Genomic DNA, 18,985 nt, shown 5'->3' on the forward strand with positions numbered 1-18,985 from the left:
TCTTCTCCCATTTACTATGGATACTTTCCCAAGCATCCGTCAGGACATTATTATTTGATCTCTGCCGTGTCGGATCTGGTTTCTTTCTTGGTATCTATCCACGTTATCTCGATTTTGTCTCCTTTCTTGGCACCCTTGAAACTGAAGGCCAGGTATGGATCTCGAGATATCGCCGGTCCCCACTGGGCAGACAATACCTCCTTGTCATTGCATGTGGCTTTCACGTTTGTGATATGCCAGGCCGGCACTATTTTTCCCTCCGAATCCTTGCGCTGTCCGGTTTCCATCACGTGCGCCATCAGTACCTTTACGCTTACTACTCCACCAGATTCTTTTGCGCGAATACGCATTGGTCTCGTTGCCATTTACCACTCCCATTTAATGTCCGAATAAATTCAAAAACCAACAGTCATTAGCCGCCGCAGCCGCCCAATGTCACCTTGACTTCTTTATGCGCCAGATAGTATTTGTCGCCCGCCTTAACCAGGCCGAAAATATCCGACGTTTTGGCCATCTTCACCCGGGTCGCGATATTAGCCTCGGTGCCCTCCGGGATCGTGAACATTCCGGTCATGGTGTTCGGATTCTCGGGAATAAGAAATGCCATCATCGTGACGTTCTCCAGATCTGTACTCAAGGCAATGGGCACCACTGCGCCATTCTCAGCAATATCCGGCGCCACCAGCTTTACCTTCTCGCTATTTTCGGGGGTGTTTGCACCCAAAGCCTTGAAAACACCTTCGTTGTCGGTTGCCTCAAACAATTCCTTATTCCATTGCGCCTCAGCTGCAAATGCTTCCTGGGTCGTAAGCACACCGGTCATTACCGCAAAACTTAATACCGCGCCAGCCTGCAGAAAATTACGTCTTCTTATATCCATCGTGGTCTCCAATAAAATCAATCGAGGTTCTTAATCGTGATCGGCCGAAAGTATCCATTTGGTTACCAGGGAGAGATCTCCATCGGCAATGCCTGGATGCGGTGGCATCGGTATGGCCCCCCAGACACCCGATCCGCCTTTCTTTATTTTTTCTCCCAGCATGGGAGCATCCTTCTCCGAATACTTTTCGCTGATCTCTTTAAACGACGGACCAACCAGCTTAGTGGTCGCGGCATGACAGCTGGTACACGCATTGGTTGTCAGAATAGCCTTGACTTTTTCCTGGGCCGCCGCATCCATGCCCGTTCCGGATGCGGGTGAGCTATCGGCCTTGGCACCGTTATCTTTCTTCGAATCATTTTTTTTAGCATCGCCATTTATTGTCTGCAGGGCGTATGCCCGCACGGCAGCAGCGTTCGCTTCTGGTTTGCCGGTGAGTTTTGGTTCGTCGGAATTGACGCCAATTGTTGCACCCACAATACGCATTTGCGCGGCATAATTTCCGTTCATATTCCGTGCATGCTCGGGCAACTCGGACACGACTTTCGTTTCCCGGACGCAATCTTTCATGCATGCCGTATTTTGTGTATCAGGTTTACCCTTGGCATGCCAAAGGCCAGGGTATACCACCATCCCATCTCTATTAGGTATTCGTTTTTGCACATCTGCAATATTATTGTTGGACAATTCGAAATCATCCGGAATAACGCTGGCTTCGCTCAGCAGATAAGCCACCACAGCATAGGTTTCATCAGCCGTCAGTGATTTTGGCGCATTCCAGGGCATGGCTCTGTATATAAAATCCCATAATGTAGATACCGTACTGATCTTCATCATTGTGGTCGATGGAACATTGGCTTCGGCGCGAAGATTGTTGACTCGCCCGGCTTTCACATCATCCTCTGTCGTTCCACCCAGCAATGGGGCAAAAAATTTATTGCTCTCGGCAAAGTCACCATGACAGGAAGCGCATTTGGAAGACCAGACCTCTTCTCCATCTGCCACGCTGCCCTTGCCAGGTTTCAAGCCCTGGAAATCCGGACGCACGTCAATATCCCAGGCCTCGACTTCTACTTTTAACGCATCACGACCAATATTGTGAAAAGATAAATTTTGCTCCGCCATTGTTTTGATCGTTGTCTCAATCTGTTTCTGCTCATCGGGCGTAGACGTCAGCGCAGAGATGTCGATCGGCTGGGCAAAGGACAACGGTGCAAAAAAAATAGAGAGCACAATCGATAACGCATGACCATTATTCAACGTGAACATTGAACACCTCCCCTGATTCGGCCACTTGCCATGACTGGATCGCATTATTGTGATAAATGGAGCGGGTGCCGCGCACGGCAACCAACTGGGATTTGGTCGGCTGAACATAGCCTGTTTCGTCCACCGCCCGGCTTTGTAATATGGCTGGCGATCCGTCCCAACTCCAAGGAAAATTGAACCGTGTCAGACATTTATCCAGAATGGGGGTATTGAGCGTCGCTGTTTTCCAGTTCTTGCCGCCATCGACCGAAATATCTACTTTTTTTATTTTCCCCCGGCCTGACCAGGCCAGACCCGTAATATTGTAAAAGCCTGTCGAGAGCAATGCCTGGCCTCCCGATGGGCTGGTAATCACCGACTTGCATTCCTGAATGGAGGTATATTGACGTAACGTGCCGTCGGGCATGTGGTCGACATAACCCAGGGTTTCATCTTTGGCGTTCCATGGCTTGTCGCCTACCTCGATTCTGCGCAGCCACTTGACCCAAGATACTCCTTGTACACCCGGCACTACCAGACGTAACGGGTAGCCATTCTCGGGACGCAGCATTTCACCATTCATTCCCCAGGCAACAATGACATCATCCATTGCCCGCGCCATGGAAATGGTGCGTGTCTCGCTGGATCCGTCATTGCCTTCAGCAAGAATAAATTGCGCGTTCTTGAAATCTGCTCCGCAGTCCTGCAGCAGGTATTTCAAGGGGACACCTGTAAACTCGCAACAGGACAACATGCCGTGCGTGTACTGAACCGTAGGAACGGCGACGTTGCCCCACTCCATGGCGGTATTGGCGCCACACTCAATAAAATGCATCCGCGACACCGAAGGCATGCGCATCAGATCGTCCATCGTATAGACCTTGGGATTCTTGACCATGCCATTGATCATGAACCTGTGTTCAGTGGGGTCAACATCTACCCATCCCTGATGATGGCGTTCGAAATGAAGCCCGTTGGCCGTAATAATTCCAAACATGCCCTGAAGCGGCGAAAATGCAACAGATGCCTGCGGGACCGCCGTTAATCCGGGAGATTGTCTTCTTTGCAAATTCACTTCATATTTTGAAGGCTGCCCATAGGGATGAAAAGCGACCGGATTACCCAGCGACGTACTCCACGGACGCGGTTTCGTGATCATCTGGTCGGGTTGATTTTGCGTTGCAGCACGCGCTGCACCGCCACCGGCAAGTGCCGCGCCGGCCGCCATCAAACTTTTACGTATGAAGCTTCTTCGCGAGTCATCCCAGCCGTGTTGACGAACCTCAGATACAAACTCATCCGAAATAAAGTTCTCTGGTGCGCTGCGCAAACGTGCAAATTTTTGCGAGTCACTGCGCTTGTCTCTCATCCTTATTGCTCCACATGATCAAATCGTTTTTATAGTCCAGCCGTTCGCGACACTGGTTAACGGAAAAACGTCTTGCAGTAATCTGCGGACCGGTTGGCTGATGCAGCGAAATAGTGCTTACGGTAACCTGCCAGAATTAAGGCAATATTAAGAAAACAGGAAAACTGCAGATACCGAAAAACCTGTTAAGATGAGCCGCTTGTTATTGCAGGGATATTGAATTTTTTGATTTGATGATCATCGCCAACCAGGAAATAGGTGGCCATTATGCACGTACTACTCGTCGAAGATGATGCGCTTGTGGCTAGTGGCATTGTCACCGGATTAAAATTACATGGACTGACAATTGACCATGTCAATTGCGCCAGTTTGGCCGATACTGCTTTGAAGTCCTCATATTTCGATGTGTGCATTCTCGATCTTGGTCTACCGGACGAGGACGGTATTTCATTGCTGCATCGTTGGCGCGATCAGGGTCAACAGTTGCCCATTCTGGTGCTGACCGCGCGGGATGCGCTTTCCCATCGGATAACAGGATTGCTCGGCGGTGCCGACGATTATCTGATCAAGCCGTTCGATTTGCTGGAGCTGCAGGCGCGGCTGCACGTGCTGACGCGACGACTTGCCGGCCGCAGCAAGGACTTCGTCGAGCACGGCGGCCTCGTCTTCTGTGCTTCAACCGGCGAGGTCCGGCTCCATGGGCATCCGGTATCTCTCGCCAGGCGCGAACTCGCATTGCTAAGAGCATTATTACAGAACCCGCAAGCTATCCTGAGCACCGAACAACTGTGCGATAGCGTTTACGGCTATGAACAAAGCCTGGAGAGCAATGCGATTAATGTTCATGTGTATCACCTGCGTCGCAAGCTCGGCAACAATATCGTCGAGACCGTCCGGGGGCTGGGTTACCGGCTTGGAATGCCGGAGAAGATGGATTCATTATGAGTTTGCGCGTACGGCTGCTTTTGATTATTGGCCTGGGCTTGTCGATTCTATGGACTGTGGTCGCCGGGTGGATGTTCCTCGATGCTCGTCAATCTTTGCGTGATGCGCTGGATAACCGCCTGGCCGCTTCTGCACGAATGGTGGCAGGTATGGTTGCGCAATTGCCGGAACCGGCCTATCTGGCGGCAGACGACAGCAGAAAACCCTTTGACGTTATTGCCCGTGACGGGGTTGCGTGCGAAGTGAGTCTGTTACGCAGTCAAATAACGGCACAGGCGATTGTGCGCACCGCGGGCGGCCCTGATCTGACTCACACAATCTCCGGCTTTGGTACGCATATGTATGGTAAAAAAAGATGGCGTACCTACATGCTCAGGCAGGGGAATATCCAAATTGCCACCGCAGACAGTATGGACACCCGGGAGGCGCTTATCAAAGAGCTCGCATTATCTGCGGGCGTCCCCTTTCTTGTAGCGCTGTTTGGCAGTTTGATCATGCTCTGGTTTTGCATCACTCATGGGATCGCACCACTCGAACGCATTCGGAATATTCTGGCAAAGCGCAAGCCGGGTGATGACAGTCCGCTGGCGCCAATCAAGGCACCGGTTGAATTACAACCCCTTCTGAACACGATAGAACAATTGCTGGAGCGTCTACAAGCTGCCATCTTGCGCGAGCGACGGTTTACCGATAATGCCGCGCATGAACTGCGAACACCGTTGACCGGAATCAAAACACATATCCAGGTTGCCGGACTGGCAGCCGAACTGCCCGATGAAAATAAGATATTGAAAGCTGCATTGGACAAGGCCGACCATGGAGTGCTGCAATTGCAGAGTATTCTTGACCGTTTACTTAATCTGGCCAGGCTGGATGATGAAGCACTTCATGCCGAAAGCAGTAACCCAATCGAAGTAGCGTATGCTGCCAGGGAACAATTTCAAGCGTCATATCCAGATCTGAAAAACAGAGTTTTCATTAAAGAGGAAGGCGCAATCCCATGTGTCAATGTCGCAAGACCGTTGCTTCTTTCGGCTACACAAAATCTGATTGATAATGCCTTGCGCTATACGCCATATGACAAGCCGGTTATCGTTCACGTCAAACAGCCTGATAGTGGGCGGGTTCGTATCAGCATACTTGACGAAGGGCCTGGACTTAATGCGCACGACCGGGCACAAGCGGTAAATCGATTTTGGCGTCGAGACCGGACCATACCCGGCAGCGGGTTAGGGCTTTCGATTGTAGAGGCGATTGCAAGACGACACGATGGCACTTTCAAATTGCTTGACCGCGAAGGACCAGGGCTTGAGGCGCGACTGGAGTTTCCGGTGTGAAATTAATTAGCCTATTATTCTTCTTTCAGATCAACACAGGTTTGAGTCAATCCGCACCAATGAATTCTGCACAGTTTCTGTCTGGCGCCTGTATTAGCTGCCATACCTTAGATAAGGCAGCACCGTCAGCCATACCAAGCCTGGTGGGCCGATCTTCAGAATCTATTCTGTCTGATATGCTTGATTATGCGAGTGGCAGGCGCGCTGGCCTCTTGATGCCTCAGATCGCGAAAGGCTATTCACGTGAGCAAATTGAAGCGATTGCGAATTATTTTTCATCGCTGGATCCGTCATGAGACGCAGGCGTTTTCTGAAGCACACACTGTTTTTCTCTGCTGCCATGCTGGGCACGCCCGCTATTGGAACAAAACGCAAGCCGCATGTCGTGGTCGTTGGTGGCGGTTTTGGGGGTGCCATTGCAGCGAAATACCTTCGAACGTATAGCAGAGGCCAAATTGATGTAACGCTGATTGAACAGCACAAGCAGTTTGTGTCATGCCCAATGTCAAATCTTGTTCTGGTCGGCCTAAAAGATATAGCGTACTGTACTCAAAAGTATGATCAACTTGCAGATCGGTGGGGCGTGCGGATAATTCACCAGCGTGCAGAAAAAATCCGGGCGGATTCATCACGCCTTGTTCTTGCAGATGCTTCAGAAATCGTCTACGACCGACTTGTTGTGTCGCCGGGTGTAAATCTGCAATGGGATGCAATAGATGGTATGGATCATCCGAAAGCGAAAGATGTCGTGATTGATGCCTGGCAATCCGGCACCGATAGCGTTCGCTTGCGTAACCAGATACAAACGCTGAAACCAGAAGGGTCAGTCGCCATTTGCATTCCACTGGCGCCCTATCGCTGCCCTTCCGCCCCATACGAACGCGCCAGTTTAATTGCCTGGTATCTTAAAAAATATAAGACTGGCGCAACCGTACACGTTTATGACGCCAACCAGGAAATTACGACTGAAAAGGATCTTTACCAGCGCTTTTGGCAGGAACACTACGAGAACGTTCTGTTCTATCATCCGGAAAATACCCTGGTAGGAGTTGACATAGAACAAAGAAAATTGCACTTTGAATTTGAAGATGCGGCAGCAGATGTGCTTAACATTATTCCCCCCATGCGTGCCGGCCGGATTGCTATTGATGCGGGTCTTGCCACTTCAAATGACAAATGGTGTGAAGTCGATTTTCTCAATTTTGAATCTGTGGCACAAAGAAACATACATATATTGGGCGATTCCATTCAAATTGCACCGCTTATGCCTAAGTCGGGCCATATGGCGGCCCAACACGGCCGAACCTGTGCGTATGCAATATGCGACAGCTTACTCAATAAAAACACTTCGCTGGCCCCGGTATACGCCAATACATGCTTTAGTTTTGTTTCAGAATCCCATGCCATGCATGTGGCATCGGTGCATCACTATTCGAAAGAAAATAAAACCATGGAGTCCGTGAAAGGTGCGGGCGGCGTTTCTGCGGCCCCCAGCCCAGAAGAGGTTCCACTGGCCTTTGCCTGGGCGGATGCTATCTGGGCCGATATGTTCCAATGATTTTTTATCCGACTACATCCATGCGCAGGGGACGTACATCGATATAACGGATATCCGGGCGATTCAAATCTGTGTACCACCTCCACCCGAAGCCATATCCCAGACCTTCTGCCCGATCGGATTCTTTTGCTCCTCGATAATATGGGCCATCAGGCCAACCGAGCGCCCTATCATCGTCAGTGCTTTGCCAAGCTCTGGCGTCAGTCCCATGTCGAGTACGATGGCGCCCTTGGCGCCAGTGGCGTTGAGCGGAATTTTTCGTCCCGACAGACGGGCTGCAGCGGCAGCCAATTCAAGCGCGAAGCGTGAATAATAACCGAAATAACCGCATTCTTTGGCGATTTCAAACATCCGTTCACACCGAGGATCTCCATCTACATGAATGGGGTGTCCCACACCCGGGATTTTACGTTTGATTGCCTTGTTGGTTTTCACGCATTCCTCTGCGTACCTCCTCAACTCGTCATCGGTATAGCTGTCCTGCGCAGGCAGCGCGTCGCGCAAAAATCTGGCTGAATACTCTATTACGCCCAGAAAGCGGGAGCCGGCTCCCAACAATCCTGCTGCCAATGCGCCTTGCATGGACTCTGGCGCGCCGTGTAAAGTCAATCGTGCCGACAAGGCACTGGGTGTCAAACCATGATCCGTCGCACTGACAAGAAACAGATTCAGCATACGCTTGAGCTCGGGCGTGGGAAATTGCCCCAGCAACTCCAGCGCCAACACATCGATAAAATCACGATTGAAAAGATCGTTGACCAGGTCGTGGCCACGAACCAGAATGGAATGGGCATCGCCGCCGCCAATTTCACTGTTAAACATTAAAACACTCCGTCATTAAATTACTTATAAACTTGCACTGGCCGTTTCGCCGTATGCGACTCGACGCCGATTCAGGGAAAAGTCCTATTCAAACACCGCATCCAGTGCAACAACCCCTTGTCCGTTATTCAAAACAACCAACGGATTGACTTCTAGCGATTGCGCGCGATCACCCAAACTGAGAAATAGAAGGGCCAGGCGCTGCGTGGCGTCCAGCAAGGCACCCCGGTCACGTGCCGGCATTCCACGATAACTCGACAAGCGTTTGGCAACACGCGTTGTATCGAATACCTGCTCGATCTGGGAGCGACTTGCCGGAAGATGACAACGTGCCACATCGGCTTCGATCTCTACCCATACGCCGCCGGCGCCAATTGTCAATATCGGACCGAAGACCGCATCGCGATGGATGCCAACCAAAATCTCGACACCGTCCGTGATCATCTCGGAAACAAGAACACCACGAATACACTTGTCGGATATTTTGTGCTCGTGCGCATTCTTGATGATCTGGCCGAATGCATCGTGCACCTGTGCTTCGTTCCATAAATTCAATTGCACGCCACCGATTTCGCTTTTGTGCAGCACGCCGTCCGCCACCAGTTTTAGCGCCACAGGAAAACCGATCCGACTTGCCTGCACAACAGCCTCTTTTGCTGTTATTGCTTGAGCCTCTTTGGGGGAGCGTATTCCGTTTTGCGCCAATAACGCCTTCGCCCCTGCTTCATTGCGCGGCAAATCGACCAGCGTCCCAGCATTGGGCAAAACGGGCATCAGACCATTGGGGTCGCGTGCTGTATTTGATTTTTCCGCGTACCACGTGATCCGTTTGATTGCCTGCATGGCATTGCGCAAACTGTAAATAGGCGCAAATCCCTCGTTGATCAACAAGTCGTGGGCTGGCCCTCGCCGACTGCTCATCCATACCGGCACGAAGGCTTTCATGCCATTCCTGGCAACGTCAAGCATATTGCGTACCGTACTTTCCGTGCTAGCAGAATAGTTTGAGGTGACGGGATACAACACCGCATCGACAGCAGGATCGTTAAAAAGCGGGGACAAACATTTTCTGGCCAATTCAGGATCGACAAGAGCCTTTGTCGTCAGATCGACCGGATTGGTCAATGCGGCATACGATGGTGCGTAGCGAGCCATTTCCGCAATGGTCGACTGCGCCAGGCAGGCCATGGTCAATCCCGCTTCACCTACTTTATCGGCAGACAATACGCCCGCTCCGCCGGATGACGAGTAAACGCAAATTCGTTGCAAGCTTTGCACACTCACGCGTGACATCAGACTCGCGACATCCAGCATCTCATCCAGGTCGTCAACGCGAATGACGCCATATTGAGAGAACACGGCATCATTGACAACATCGTCGCCCGCAAGCGATGCTGTATGCGATTGGGCGGCCTTCTTCCCAAAATCAGAACGACCGACTTTCAGTGCGATGAGCGGCTTGCCCGCCCGCTGCGCCGCTTGTGCTGCAGCTACAAAGCGTGCTCCGTCCTTGATACCTTCAATCACAGTACAAATAATGTCAATATCCGGGTCTTGCGCCAGCCAATGGATAAAATCTGCATTATCCAGATCCAGCTCATTGCCGGTCGAAAACCAGCTAGAGAAGCATACACCGCGCTCGTTTCCTTGCATCAGCGAGCGCCCAAGACCGCCGCCTTGCGTAACCAGGCCGATGCGGGAAACCCGGTTATTACGACCGTCATTGCGAAACTCAGTCGAAAATGTCAGGCCAAGACGCGGTGACAACAGAGTCATGCCGGCGCAGTTCGGTCCATATAGACGCATACCGCTACGCCTGGCCAAAGCCAGCATCTCCTGCTCTGTCGTCTGTCCCTGCTCACCAAGCTCAGCAAATCCACCAGTAAACACAATGGCGTAGCGCACTCCTTTTGCTGCGCATGCCTCCAGCGTTGAATAGGCAGCATCGGCAGGTACTAATAGCAACGCCACGTCGATGGCTTGTGCCGGTACGTCGCCGACCGATTGATACAGCGGTCTATGCTGCCATTGCCCCCCCTTCGGGTTGACCAGAAATACATCTCCATCAAACTCCGAATGATCGAGCAGATTGAGCACAGTGGTGTGGCCCAGCGTTCCAACGGTCGTCGAAGCGCCGACAATCATGATTGAACGAGGCTGGGTCAATCTGAGCAAATCATCAAATGTCAACTCCGATGACGGTTGGGGTAATGATGTACTCATGCTGCCCCCTCTTTACGTTTCATCAGCGTCGTCCATTCAGTTTCCGCCACAATGTCCCCGTGCTGGTTCTTGATGGTCCGATGCATCAAGACCCGACCTGTACCTGGCCGCTTCTGGGACTCGATTTTTGTACCGATGCGAAGCTCCACGTGGATGGTATCGCCGATAAAAACCGGCTTGCGCCACCGACATCGCAATTCAGTCAATGCAAAACGGGCACCATCCATCAATCGATAAACGGGCATGCGCGTCGTTAATCCCGATGCGATAGACAGCGTCAGCATACCGTGGGCGGCACGCTGGCCAAAAGGGTGTTCCGCCGCAAAAATCGCATCTGTATGCAGCGCGTTGAAGTCGCCGGAAAGACCCGCAAAATGGACGACATCCGCTTCAGTGACAGTGCGGCAGGGACTGGTCCAACTCTGCCCTTCTTCCAGATCGTCAAAATAGAGCCGCCTGCTCAAATGCTCGTTTAAATCAAACGACAGCGTCATGCGTAGCGTCCCCCGGTAACATGTACTGTTTCGCCAGTGGTGAATCCCGCCAGCCGCGAGGCCAGGAATGCGACGGTCGCGGCCACATCGGACGGATCGCCCAGCCGGGCAACCGGCGTATTGGACTTGGCCCGTTCTGTTAGTTCCTGGTAGTCTGAACGTTGTTGCATGCGTGGCGTCGAAATAACGCCTGGCGCAACCGCATTGGCGGTAATACCGAACTTGCCGGACTCCAACGCCAAAGAGCGAGTGAAACCTATAAGGCCGGCCTTCGCTGCAGAGTAATTCGTCTGCCCGGGATTGCCCAGATGCGCACGCGATGCAATGTTAATGACCCGCCCATAGCGGTTGTCCATCATTATCGGCAGTACAGCACGCGTGCAATGGAAAGCCCCTTGCAGTGTCACATCCAGGACGGCATGCCAATCTTCTTCGGACATTTTGGTCAAATAACGATCACGTGCAAAGCCGGCATTATTGACCAGGACATCGATTTTTTTCCATTTATGGGTTGCCTCCTGTACGGCCAAGGCAACTTCGTCTTTGTTCGTCACATCGGCACGTACACCAAGCACGCTGCCTCCCAGGGCGGTGAGTTTTTCGCAAGCCGTGTCGATAGCTTCCTGATTCGCGTCGCAAATGACGACATTGCCCCCTTCCTGAAGAAAGCGCGTTGCCATCGCAAACCCCAATGTTCCCGCGCCGCCGGTAATAAAAGCAGTGCTTTCTTTCAATCCCAGATCCATATTCAATTTCCCATTCGAAGTGTAGTTTTAGTCACGATTCTGTCTTCATCAATCGATTCGAAGTTTGGCTTTTTCAACGATTATTTTGGCTTCTGTTCGCTCGTCAGCCCAGAATTTAGCGAATTGTTCCGGCGTACTGCCTACCACCGGGGTATAGACGCGCGCAAAACGCTCGCGTACAACAGCGGTGTTTAAAGCGTCACGCAGTGCCTTGGAAAATTTATCTATAATCGGCTGAGGGGTACCCTTAGGCATAACTACCGCTTGCCAGGTCGTCACATTGAAGCCCGGAACGCCAGATTCAGCGATTGTTGGCAACTCTGGCATGTCCGGTGCACGCTTGCCGCTGCTGATCGCCAGGGCCCGTAATGTACCGTTCTCAATGAATGGCGCTGTCGTCGACCTGCTGTCGATCATGAAAGATAATCTGCCGGCAATGAGATCCTGCAAAGCAGGCGCGCTGCCCTTATATGGCACATGAGTCAGTTTCGCCTTCAGGGCAAGCGCCAGGGACGTGCCGGCGATATGCATCGAGCTGCCCTGACCGGCCGAGCCGAATGTCAGTTTTTCCTGATCTTCCCTGATTCCTGCGATCAAATCCTGCATGGTCTTGTAAGGCGAATCTTTCGGAACCACGACAACCAGAGGCGAATCTGTCAATTGTGTCACCGGCGCGAACACTTCGCCGGGATCGGTTTTGACGCTTTTGTAGAGATAAGTATTGACTGCCAGTGGTCCCACGTTAGCCCATAACGCGGTATAGCCATCAGGGGCCGCATTGGCTACGGCAGTATTGGCAATGTTGCCGTTTGCGCCTGCTTTATAGTCCGGCACCACCGGCTGACCGAGTTTTTCGGCTAGCACATCCTGCACCATTTTGAACGCAATATCGGAAGCGCCTCCTGGTGCGAAACCGATTACCATGCGTACGGGCCTTTCAGGCCATTCTGCCTGCGCCCCGGTCGCCAGCGAACTTGCGGCGATTCCCAATGCCAATTTGATGACGAATTTCATTCTTTCCTCCTGAGTTTATGTATTTGTCAAACGCTCATGTCGAATTTGACGTTCTTCAGTTGCGTGTTTTCATAGATGGCTTCCAGACCCCGTTCCTTTCCGATTCCCGATTGCTTATAGCCGCCAAAAGGCGCATCGAATGATGTGCGTACACCCGTATTAATGGCCACGCTTCCCGATTGCAATCCTCGCGCCATTCTCAACGCGCGACCGCCATCCTGGGTGAAAACGACAGCAGCGAGGCCGTAGCGTGAGTCGTTGGCGATGCGTAACGCATCAGACTCGTCTTTGAACGTGATGATTGACTGTACGGGTCCGAAAATCTCGTCTTGCGCCGACTGCATTCGGGCGTGCGAATTTAGCAACAGCGTAGGCGGTACGAAAAAACCGCCTGATGTCGCTTTGTCCAACATCATGTCGCCGAATGACACAGGCTCTGCGCCTTCTTCTTGCGCAATTTTGATGTATTGCTCGACGCGCTGCTTTTGCCCGGCACTGACCAAGGGGCCCATTTCGGTCTCTGCTGCATCAGGCGGACCAACGCGAATCGTGCTGAGACGCCGTTGCAAACGAACGAGAAACTCCCGGGCGATCGAATCCTGCAATAATATGCGTGTGCATGCTATGCATACCTGACCAGAATTCTTTATTACATCCCCGGACGCAACTGCGACAGCCTTGTCCAGTGCCGCATCATCAAATACGATCAACGGCGATTTGCCACCCAGTTCAAGCGTGACCCGCTTCACGTCACTTGCAGACGAAGCAAGAATTCGTGCGCCGGTGACCGTTCCCCCTGTGAACGAAACCCGCGCCACGAGCGGATGCGTGACCAGGCTTTCACCGACCGTGCCGCCCGGGCCATTAACAACGTTCACAACGCCCGGCGGAAAACCGGCCTCTTCAAACAGCCGCGCCAGCGCCATTGTGGAAAGCGGCGTAACTTCAGACGGTTTGAGTACAATCGTATTGCCGGCAGCCAGCGCGGGCCCCAATTTATTTACTGTCAACGTCATTGGATAATTCCAGGGCATGATCAGCGCACATACGCCCAGCGGTTCACGCAAGGTGTAATTGAGCACATCCAGGTCGCCAACTGTCATCGTTTCCCCGCGAACAGCAGGGATAATGCCGGCAAAGTAATCCAGGGACGAAGGCATGCCTTTCAGGGATTCTAGCGAATGAGTAATCGGCTTGCCTACATTGAGTGTTTCGATCCACGCGAGCTTTTCCCGATCGCGCTCGAACAGGACGGCCAGGCGTCTAAGCAGGCGGCCCCTTTGGGCCGGCGTCGTTTTTCGCCAACTATTTTCATATGCACGATGGGCAGCCAGCACCGCCGCATCTACATCTGCTGCGCTGGCCTGATGAACCTGAGCCAGTATCCTTCCGGTGGCAGGATTGTACGTATCGAAGGTCTGGCCATCCTGGCCGGCACGCCAGCGCTCGCCGATGAGCATGTCGTAGGGTTGAGTGTCAATGACGTTCATGGTTGGATCCTTAAGCGACCATTTGCAGGTACAGTGAGCTGATTTGTCGATGTGTAAGTACGCGAGGATTGAGTGGCATGGAGGCGCTTTTTAGCGCCTGATGCGCCAGCAGGTTTCCGTCCTGTTCTGACAGGGACAGATCTTCAAAATGCAGGGAGATATGCGCATGGCTGGCGAGTTGTTCAATTTTTTCAATCAATGACAACGCGGCCTGATGATCGTCGCGCGTATTGCCGAAGCCCAGTTGGCGTGCCGCATCGGCATATGCCTGCGCGTCTGTTTGTATGGTGTAGCGCGATACAACGCGAAACAAGGGGGCCAACACCTCGGCGTGTGGCTTCTTTACGCGGGACTCGAGCGGCGTACACATGGCATGAACGGCGTCGACCTTGCATATGCCGATTGCCACACCGGCCAGATACGCTCCCATTTGCATGTCAGAGCGCGCACTCAAGCTATCAGGATTATCCAGTGCTGCGGGAAGCGCCCGCATACATACCCGCAAAGCATGCAGTGCGATCGCCTTGCCAATCGGAGAGGGATCGGTATTGACCCATGCCCCCAATGCATGCAGCGCCGCGTCAAAGCCGCCTTGCGCTGTAGCGCCAAAGGGCAGGCTCAACGTGAGTTCAGGCTGTAGCGCGACGAATGCCGGACGCGTGCGCAAGGACCGGTAAAGATGCTTACGACCGTCCTCACCCTGAATCAGGGCGGCCGAGCTGCTCTCGCTGCCCGTTCCCGCGGTTGTCGGGATCGCGAGTAATAAAAGATCGTCGGCCGAGACCGCCCCCTCCAGCCAGGCCTGTCCACGAACCGTCGCCAGTTCATCGGGCTCCAGACCACTGCACAGGCAGCCGTAAACCACCTTGGCCACATCAATAACACTGCCGCCTCCCACGGCCACAATCGACTGACACTGGAATTTGCGTGCGAGCTGTAACGCGGCCCGCACCTGTGCCAGCGACGGATTGGGCACGACTCCATCAAAAACCTGAAACTCGTTGTTTGACGTCGCGGCCAATGCCTGTGTCACGACTGTCGCGCCGGCGTTCCATGCCGCGCGATCGGTAATAACGAGAGGACGACGCATGCGCATGCCGGCAGCCTTTGCTGCCCGCATGACAGCGAGCTTTCCCCAATAGCAATGGCCCGGCCACGAGACAGCGCCAGACAAATGGGCAATAAATTGTGAAGTATTGATATCTTCCGTGCTTTCCATTATAATTTGCTCTGCGAATTATTAATTTGCATTTCGAATCATCATAATGAAAGGTGGATATTCATGTCAAGAGGTCCCGGATCCAAAATCGATGAAAGCGACAAAACGTCAACCGATAGCGATAGGCAATTTGTCACCGCACTGGCACGCGGCCTGGAAATATTGCAATGCTTCGATGCAGAAGAACGAATGCTGGGTACCACGGAAATCGCCCAGAAGACCGGCCTGGCGCAACCGACCGTTTGGCGCCTGTGTTACACCCTGCAGAAAACGGGCTTTCTGAGCCCCGTGCCGGGTAAAGACAAATTGCAATTGGGAACAGCCGCGATCGCTTTGGGTGCAGCCGCTTTGGCTGGCCAGGACGCTTTGGAAGTGGTTCGCCCCATGCTGCAAGCCATTGCCGATCGCTATCAGGTAGCGGTCGCCTTGGGGCGTCGTGAAGGCGACAGCATTGTTTATCTGCTGCGTTGCCAGGGAAACTCTCCTCTGTTGATGAACTTGCGCGTTGGGTCCCGTATCCCATTGTTTCACAGCGCAATCGGCTGGGCGTACCTGGCAAATTGCAGGCCTGAAGAGTGCGAACAATTGCTGGCAGATGCGGCAGCTAGCGGCAAACTGACCGATGAAGCTGAACTCAAGACAATGAAACAGGCCCTAGCACGCTATCCCGCGCGTGGATTCGTGTATCACGAACGTCCCAAATATCAGATCAACACAGTGGCAGCGGGAATCAAGCTGCCTGATGGTGAGCGATTTGTGGTCAGCTGTGGTGGGCCGACCTCGCTCTTACCCACGCCGCTGATGTTTGAGGAAGTGGGTCCGCTCCTTAGTCAGCTTACTCGCGAACTGCAACCGGTCTTGCTCTTGGGAAAAGATTTATGAGCATGAACGAATCTTCTTCTGTAGTACATAACATTCAGAAATGTCATATCGATACCGACATTCCCGATTCCTACCGAACTCGCATCACAGAACTACTCGGTATTCGTTGGCCGCTTTTACTGGGCGGTATGATGTGGCTCTCGGATGCAAGCCTGGTGGCGGCCATGGTTCGTGCCGGCGGCATGGGTTTCATTACCGCGCGCAGTTCAAGCACAAACGAACAGTTTCGGTATCAAATGCAGTTATGCCACGATTTGAGCGGCGGCCTGCCCTTCGGCGTGAACCTCACGCTTTCCCGTCGCATGGAGCACAATGACATCATGTTGGAGCGTTTGCTCATTGCAATAGAAGAAGGCGTACGTATATTCGAAACGGCAGGATTGCCTCCAACGCCATTGATGCCAGCGCTTCGCAATGCAAATGCGATCATTATTCACAAATGCGCTCATGTGCGACATGCCATCGCGGCACAAAAGCTGGGCGTAGATGCTGTCACACTGGTTGGAATGGAAGAAGGCGGGCACCCTGGCAGCAACCCACTCCCTACCTTTCTGAACGGAGCATATGCGCTCGAACACTTGCATGTTCCTCTGGCGTTGGGTGGAGGCATCGGCCATGGACGCCAGATTGCAGCCGCTCTGGCGCTGGGGGCTGATGCTGTCGTCATGGGCAGCATTTTCACATCCGCCCAGGAAACACCGGCTCATGCTGCCTATAAACAGCGCGTAGTGACGACAGACCAACACGGTACTTGCACCTTGCTCAGCAGCCTGGGCGATACCTGGCGTGTCATCAACAACGACAACGCCCGCAAAGTTGCCGCTATGGAACAGGCGGGTGCACGCCGTTATTCCGAATTCGGAGATTTAATCAGTGGAGCCCGCACTAACACATTGGCCTACCAGAAGGGCCAGGTCGAAGAGGGCATGCTTTCAATGGGTCCGGCCGTCGGCTTCGCAAGAGCCGTAGAACCTGTGGCAAGCATCGTGGATCGGCTGAAACAAGAGTTTATGGATGCCAGCACGCGGTATCGACAGATGTTTACGGCTTGAAGCGCATCAAAATTGTGGAAACTAAAAGAAGTTGGAACAACCGGTTCCACTGAATCATGAGAAGGGTCCACTCTGCCACCCAGTCAGAGAACCGCAGCAACAGCCGTTCTCCACCGGGAATGAAATGATTAGTCCTTTGCTGCGCCTGAGATGTCAACCATCTTTTTGATAACCTGATCCACCGTTTCAAATTTCTTGTGAAACTGCACTGCATCACTTTGCGCCCCTTCCAGGCCAAGTTGTGCAAAACGCGCCTGCATGGGCCCTGATTTCGCAATATCGAGTGTTTCCTTTGTCAGCAGATCCAGAATGACCTGTGGTGTTCCTATTGGCGCAGCGAAGACAAAACCGGTCGGAGCCCGAAACTGTTCATCGGGATAGCCCGCTTCAGTCATAGTCGGCACATCTGGCAAGGCAGAGATGCGCTGATTGGCCAGCACTGCCAGCGGTTTGATTTTGCCCGACTGGATGTAAGGATTTTGCGGCCCCAAGGTACCGATCCCCCACGGTACGACACCCGCCGCCAGATCCTGTGCAAATGGACCCTCGCTCTTATACGGGACATGCGTCATATCCAGGTCGTAGGTTTCATTCAGGTAGGCGCTCACCAGATGGCTGGCCGACCCTTTTCCGATCGAACCATAACTGAGCTTACCCTTGCCGTCACGCGCCCATTGCAGAAACTCAGCCACGTTTGTGGCGGGTACGTCTTTGTTCGTCACCAGAATCAGAACGCTTTCGGCCACCTCAGAGATTATAGCCAGGTCGTTCTTAACGTTGTACGGCACCTTCGGATACAAGTGATGCGCGTAATAAATTGGAGCAGAGTAGGCAAACAGGATGGTATAGCCGTCAGGTGCTGCACGCGCCACTGCCTGTGTGCCAATCTGACCCGAGGCCCCGGATTTATTTTCGACAATAACCGTTTGATGCAAGCGCTGGGATAACGCTTCGGCATACGAACGCGCCAATATATCGGTTCCTCCGCCCGGCCCGGCAGGTACCACGATCGTAATCGGTCTGACCGGGTAGTTTTGAGCCAGCACCGTATTGCTACAGCCCAGCACGGCGATCGCAGCGAGAATTTTGAGTGAAATACGTCGTTTGGCAAACATGGCAAATTCCTTTGAAAAGGTTCTCAAAAGTACAATGACACTCGTCATTGCGCTTTACCCAGTCCGTAATACTCACGAACAACAGGGTCACGGGTTGCACCCGCTTCAAAGACTTCAAGCAAAACGTCGTCTGGCGCCTTGACCATGAAATAGCCGCCCCCGAACAGTTCCCGTACCGGGTTGGGCAGATGAACGCCAGCCGCTTTCATCCGATCATATAAATCATGCAAACCGACAACCTGGAATCCCAGATGATGCACAGCATTGCGACCCAGATCGCGAGGTGCCTGATCATATAGATGCATCGCACCAATACCAATTTTCATGAACACATTGCGTGCGCCACCGAATTCGTTATCCCACACCACTCTGGCTTCGAACCACTTTTTGTAGAATGCGATCGTCTCGTCGATGTTTGAAGCAAACAGATGGATATGCTGAAAGTGATATTTCTCATCACGCCCATATGGGCGACTCTGGCTATGTTCGGAAAGATCAATGTCTGACATACAAAACTCCTGATTGTTAAATAGGTATGAGCGGCCGCAAGTCGTTGTGGCCTCTTTGGTATCTGAAAATGGGTTGTACCGA

Annotated in this window: 19 protein-coding genes; 6 read left to right on the forward strand and 13 right to left on the reverse strand. The window is 52.7% G+C overall.

The features are described 5' to 3' along the window. Positions 1 to 50: 50 nt before the first annotated feature. From soxZ to soxC, 4 genes are all read right to left on the reverse strand, one after another. A complete protein-coding gene (soxZ, locus tag W822_RS28615; RefSeq protein ID WP_024003985.1) occupies positions 51 to 365 on the reverse strand; it encodes a thiosulfate oxidation carrier complex protein SoxZ in 315 nt (104 codons plus the stop codon). 47 nt (positions 366 to 412) lie between these two features. Further along, entirely contained in the window at positions 413 to 901 is a 489-nt protein-coding gene (soxY, locus tag W822_RS28620; RefSeq protein ID WP_253272231.1) for a thiosulfate oxidation carrier protein SoxY, read from the reverse strand. Between the two features lie 9 nt (positions 902 to 910). Further along, positions 911 to 2,005 carry a c-type cytochrome gene (locus tag W822_RS28625; protein WP_253272232.1) on the reverse strand — a complete coding sequence of 365 codons (1,095 nt, stop codon included), beginning with the start codon at positions 2,003 to 2,005 and terminating at the stop codon, positions 911 to 913. Positions 2,006 to 2,132: 127 nt separating this feature from the next. Further along, positions 2,133 to 3,497 carry a sulfite dehydrogenase gene (soxC, locus tag W822_RS28630; protein WP_024003988.1) on the reverse strand — a complete coding sequence of 455 codons (1,365 nt, stop codon included), beginning with the start codon at positions 3,495 to 3,497 and terminating at the stop codon, positions 2,133 to 2,135. Positions 3,498 to 3,764: 267 nt separating this feature from the next. Between soxC and W822_RS28635 the strand changes: the two genes are divergently transcribed. From W822_RS28635 to W822_RS28650, 4 genes are read left to right on the forward strand one after another with little or no spacing between them, the layout of a single operon-like run. Continuing rightward, a complete protein-coding gene (locus W822_RS28635; protein WP_024003989.1) occupies positions 3,765 to 4,442 on the forward strand; it encodes a winged helix-turn-helix domain-containing protein in 678 nt (225 codons plus the stop codon). Further along, complete coding sequence (locus W822_RS28640; RefSeq protein ID WP_024003990.1) at positions 4,439 to 5,779, forward strand: ATP-binding protein; 1,341 nt, start codon at positions 4,439 to 4,441, stop codon at positions 5,777 to 5,779. The genes W822_RS28635 and W822_RS28640 overlap by 4 nt, the downstream gene beginning before the upstream one ends. Beyond that, entirely contained in the window at positions 5,776 to 6,075 is a 300-nt protein-coding gene (locus W822_RS28645; protein ID WP_155848083.1) for a c-type cytochrome, read from the forward strand. The genes W822_RS28640 and W822_RS28645 overlap by 4 nt, the downstream gene beginning before the upstream one ends. Further along, on the forward strand, positions 6,072 to 7,337 hold the full coding sequence (locus W822_RS28650) for an NAD(P)/FAD-dependent oxidoreductase (RefSeq protein ID WP_024003992.1): 1,266 nt from the start codon (positions 6,072 to 6,074) through the stop codon (positions 7,335 to 7,337). Before W822_RS28645 ends, W822_RS28650 begins: the two co-directional genes overlap by 4 nt. Before the next feature lie 63 nt (positions 7,338 to 7,400). On the opposite strand, the gene W822_RS28655 is transcribed toward W822_RS28650, so the two are convergent. The 7 genes from W822_RS28655 to W822_RS28685 all read right to left on the reverse strand — a co-directional run bounded on the left by W822_RS28655 (position 7,401) and on the right by W822_RS28685 (position 15,345). Then, entirely contained in the window at positions 7,401 to 8,159 is a 759-nt protein-coding gene (locus W822_RS28655; protein WP_024003993.1) for a citryl-CoA lyase, read from the reverse strand. Between the two features lie 84 nt (positions 8,160 to 8,243). Next, positions 8,244 to 10,382, reverse strand: coding sequence for an acetate--CoA ligase family protein (locus tag W822_RS28660; protein ID WP_024003994.1), 2,139 nt, complete (start codon positions 10,380 to 10,382; stop codon positions 8,244 to 8,246). Then, positions 10,379 to 10,876: a MaoC family dehydratase gene (locus W822_RS28665; RefSeq protein WP_024003995.1), complete on the reverse strand. Its 498-nt coding sequence runs from the start codon at positions 10,874 to 10,876 to the stop codon at positions 10,379 to 10,381. The genes W822_RS28660 and W822_RS28665 overlap by 4 nt, the downstream gene beginning before the upstream one ends. After that, positions 10,873 to 11,622, reverse strand: coding sequence for an SDR family NAD(P)-dependent oxidoreductase (locus W822_RS28670; protein ID WP_024003996.1), 750 nt, complete (start codon positions 11,620 to 11,622; stop codon positions 10,873 to 10,875). Before W822_RS28670 ends, W822_RS28665 begins: the two co-directional genes overlap by 4 nt. A gap of 48 nt (positions 11,623 to 11,670) precedes the next feature. After that, positions 11,671 to 12,636 carry a Bug family tripartite tricarboxylate transporter substrate binding protein gene (locus tag W822_RS28675; protein ID WP_024003997.1) on the reverse strand — a complete coding sequence of 322 codons (966 nt, stop codon included), beginning with the start codon at positions 12,634 to 12,636 and terminating at the stop codon, positions 11,671 to 11,673. A 26-nt stretch (positions 12,637 to 12,662) separates the two neighbouring features. Then, positions 12,663 to 14,126: an aldehyde dehydrogenase family protein gene (locus tag W822_RS28680; protein ID WP_024003998.1), complete on the reverse strand. Its 1,464-nt coding sequence runs from the start codon at positions 14,124 to 14,126 to the stop codon at positions 12,663 to 12,665. Between the two features lie 10 nt (positions 14,127 to 14,136). Continuing rightward, entirely contained in the window at positions 14,137 to 15,345 is a 1,209-nt protein-coding gene (locus W822_RS28685) for an iron-containing alcohol dehydrogenase family protein (RefSeq protein ID WP_024003999.1), read from the reverse strand. Between the two features lie 63 nt (positions 15,346 to 15,408). Here W822_RS28685 and W822_RS28690 point away from each other — a divergent pair, with 63 nt between their 5' ends. Beyond that, positions 15,409 to 16,227 carry an IclR family transcriptional regulator gene (locus tag W822_RS28690; RefSeq protein WP_024004000.1) on the forward strand — a complete coding sequence of 273 codons (819 nt, stop codon included), beginning with the start codon at positions 15,409 to 15,411 and terminating at the stop codon, positions 16,225 to 16,227. Continuing rightward, entirely contained in the window at positions 16,224 to 17,279 is a 1,056-nt protein-coding gene (locus tag W822_RS28695) for an NAD(P)H-dependent flavin oxidoreductase (protein ID WP_024004001.1), read from the forward strand. Before W822_RS28690 ends, W822_RS28695 begins: the two co-directional genes overlap by 4 nt. Before the next feature lie 128 nt (positions 17,280 to 17,407). Here W822_RS28695 and W822_RS28700 read toward each other — a convergent pair whose 3' ends face one another. Both W822_RS28700 and W822_RS28705 read right to left on the reverse strand, forming a co-directional pair. After that, a complete protein-coding gene (locus W822_RS28700; protein ID WP_031242178.1) occupies positions 17,408 to 18,394 on the reverse strand; it encodes a Bug family tripartite tricarboxylate transporter substrate binding protein in 987 nt (328 codons plus the stop codon). Positions 18,395 to 18,438: 44 nt separating this feature from the next. Further along, positions 18,439 to 18,903: a VOC family protein gene (locus tag W822_RS28705; RefSeq protein WP_024004003.1), complete on the reverse strand. Its 465-nt coding sequence runs from the start codon at positions 18,901 to 18,903 to the stop codon at positions 18,439 to 18,441. Positions 18,904 to 18,985: the final 82 nt, after the last annotated feature.

Origin of the sequence: Advenella kashmirensis W13003 (assembly GCF_000506985.1) — a bacterium.
Classification (GTDB): domain Bacteria; phylum Pseudomonadota; class Gammaproteobacteria; order Burkholderiales; family Burkholderiaceae_B; genus Advenella; species Advenella kashmirensis_A.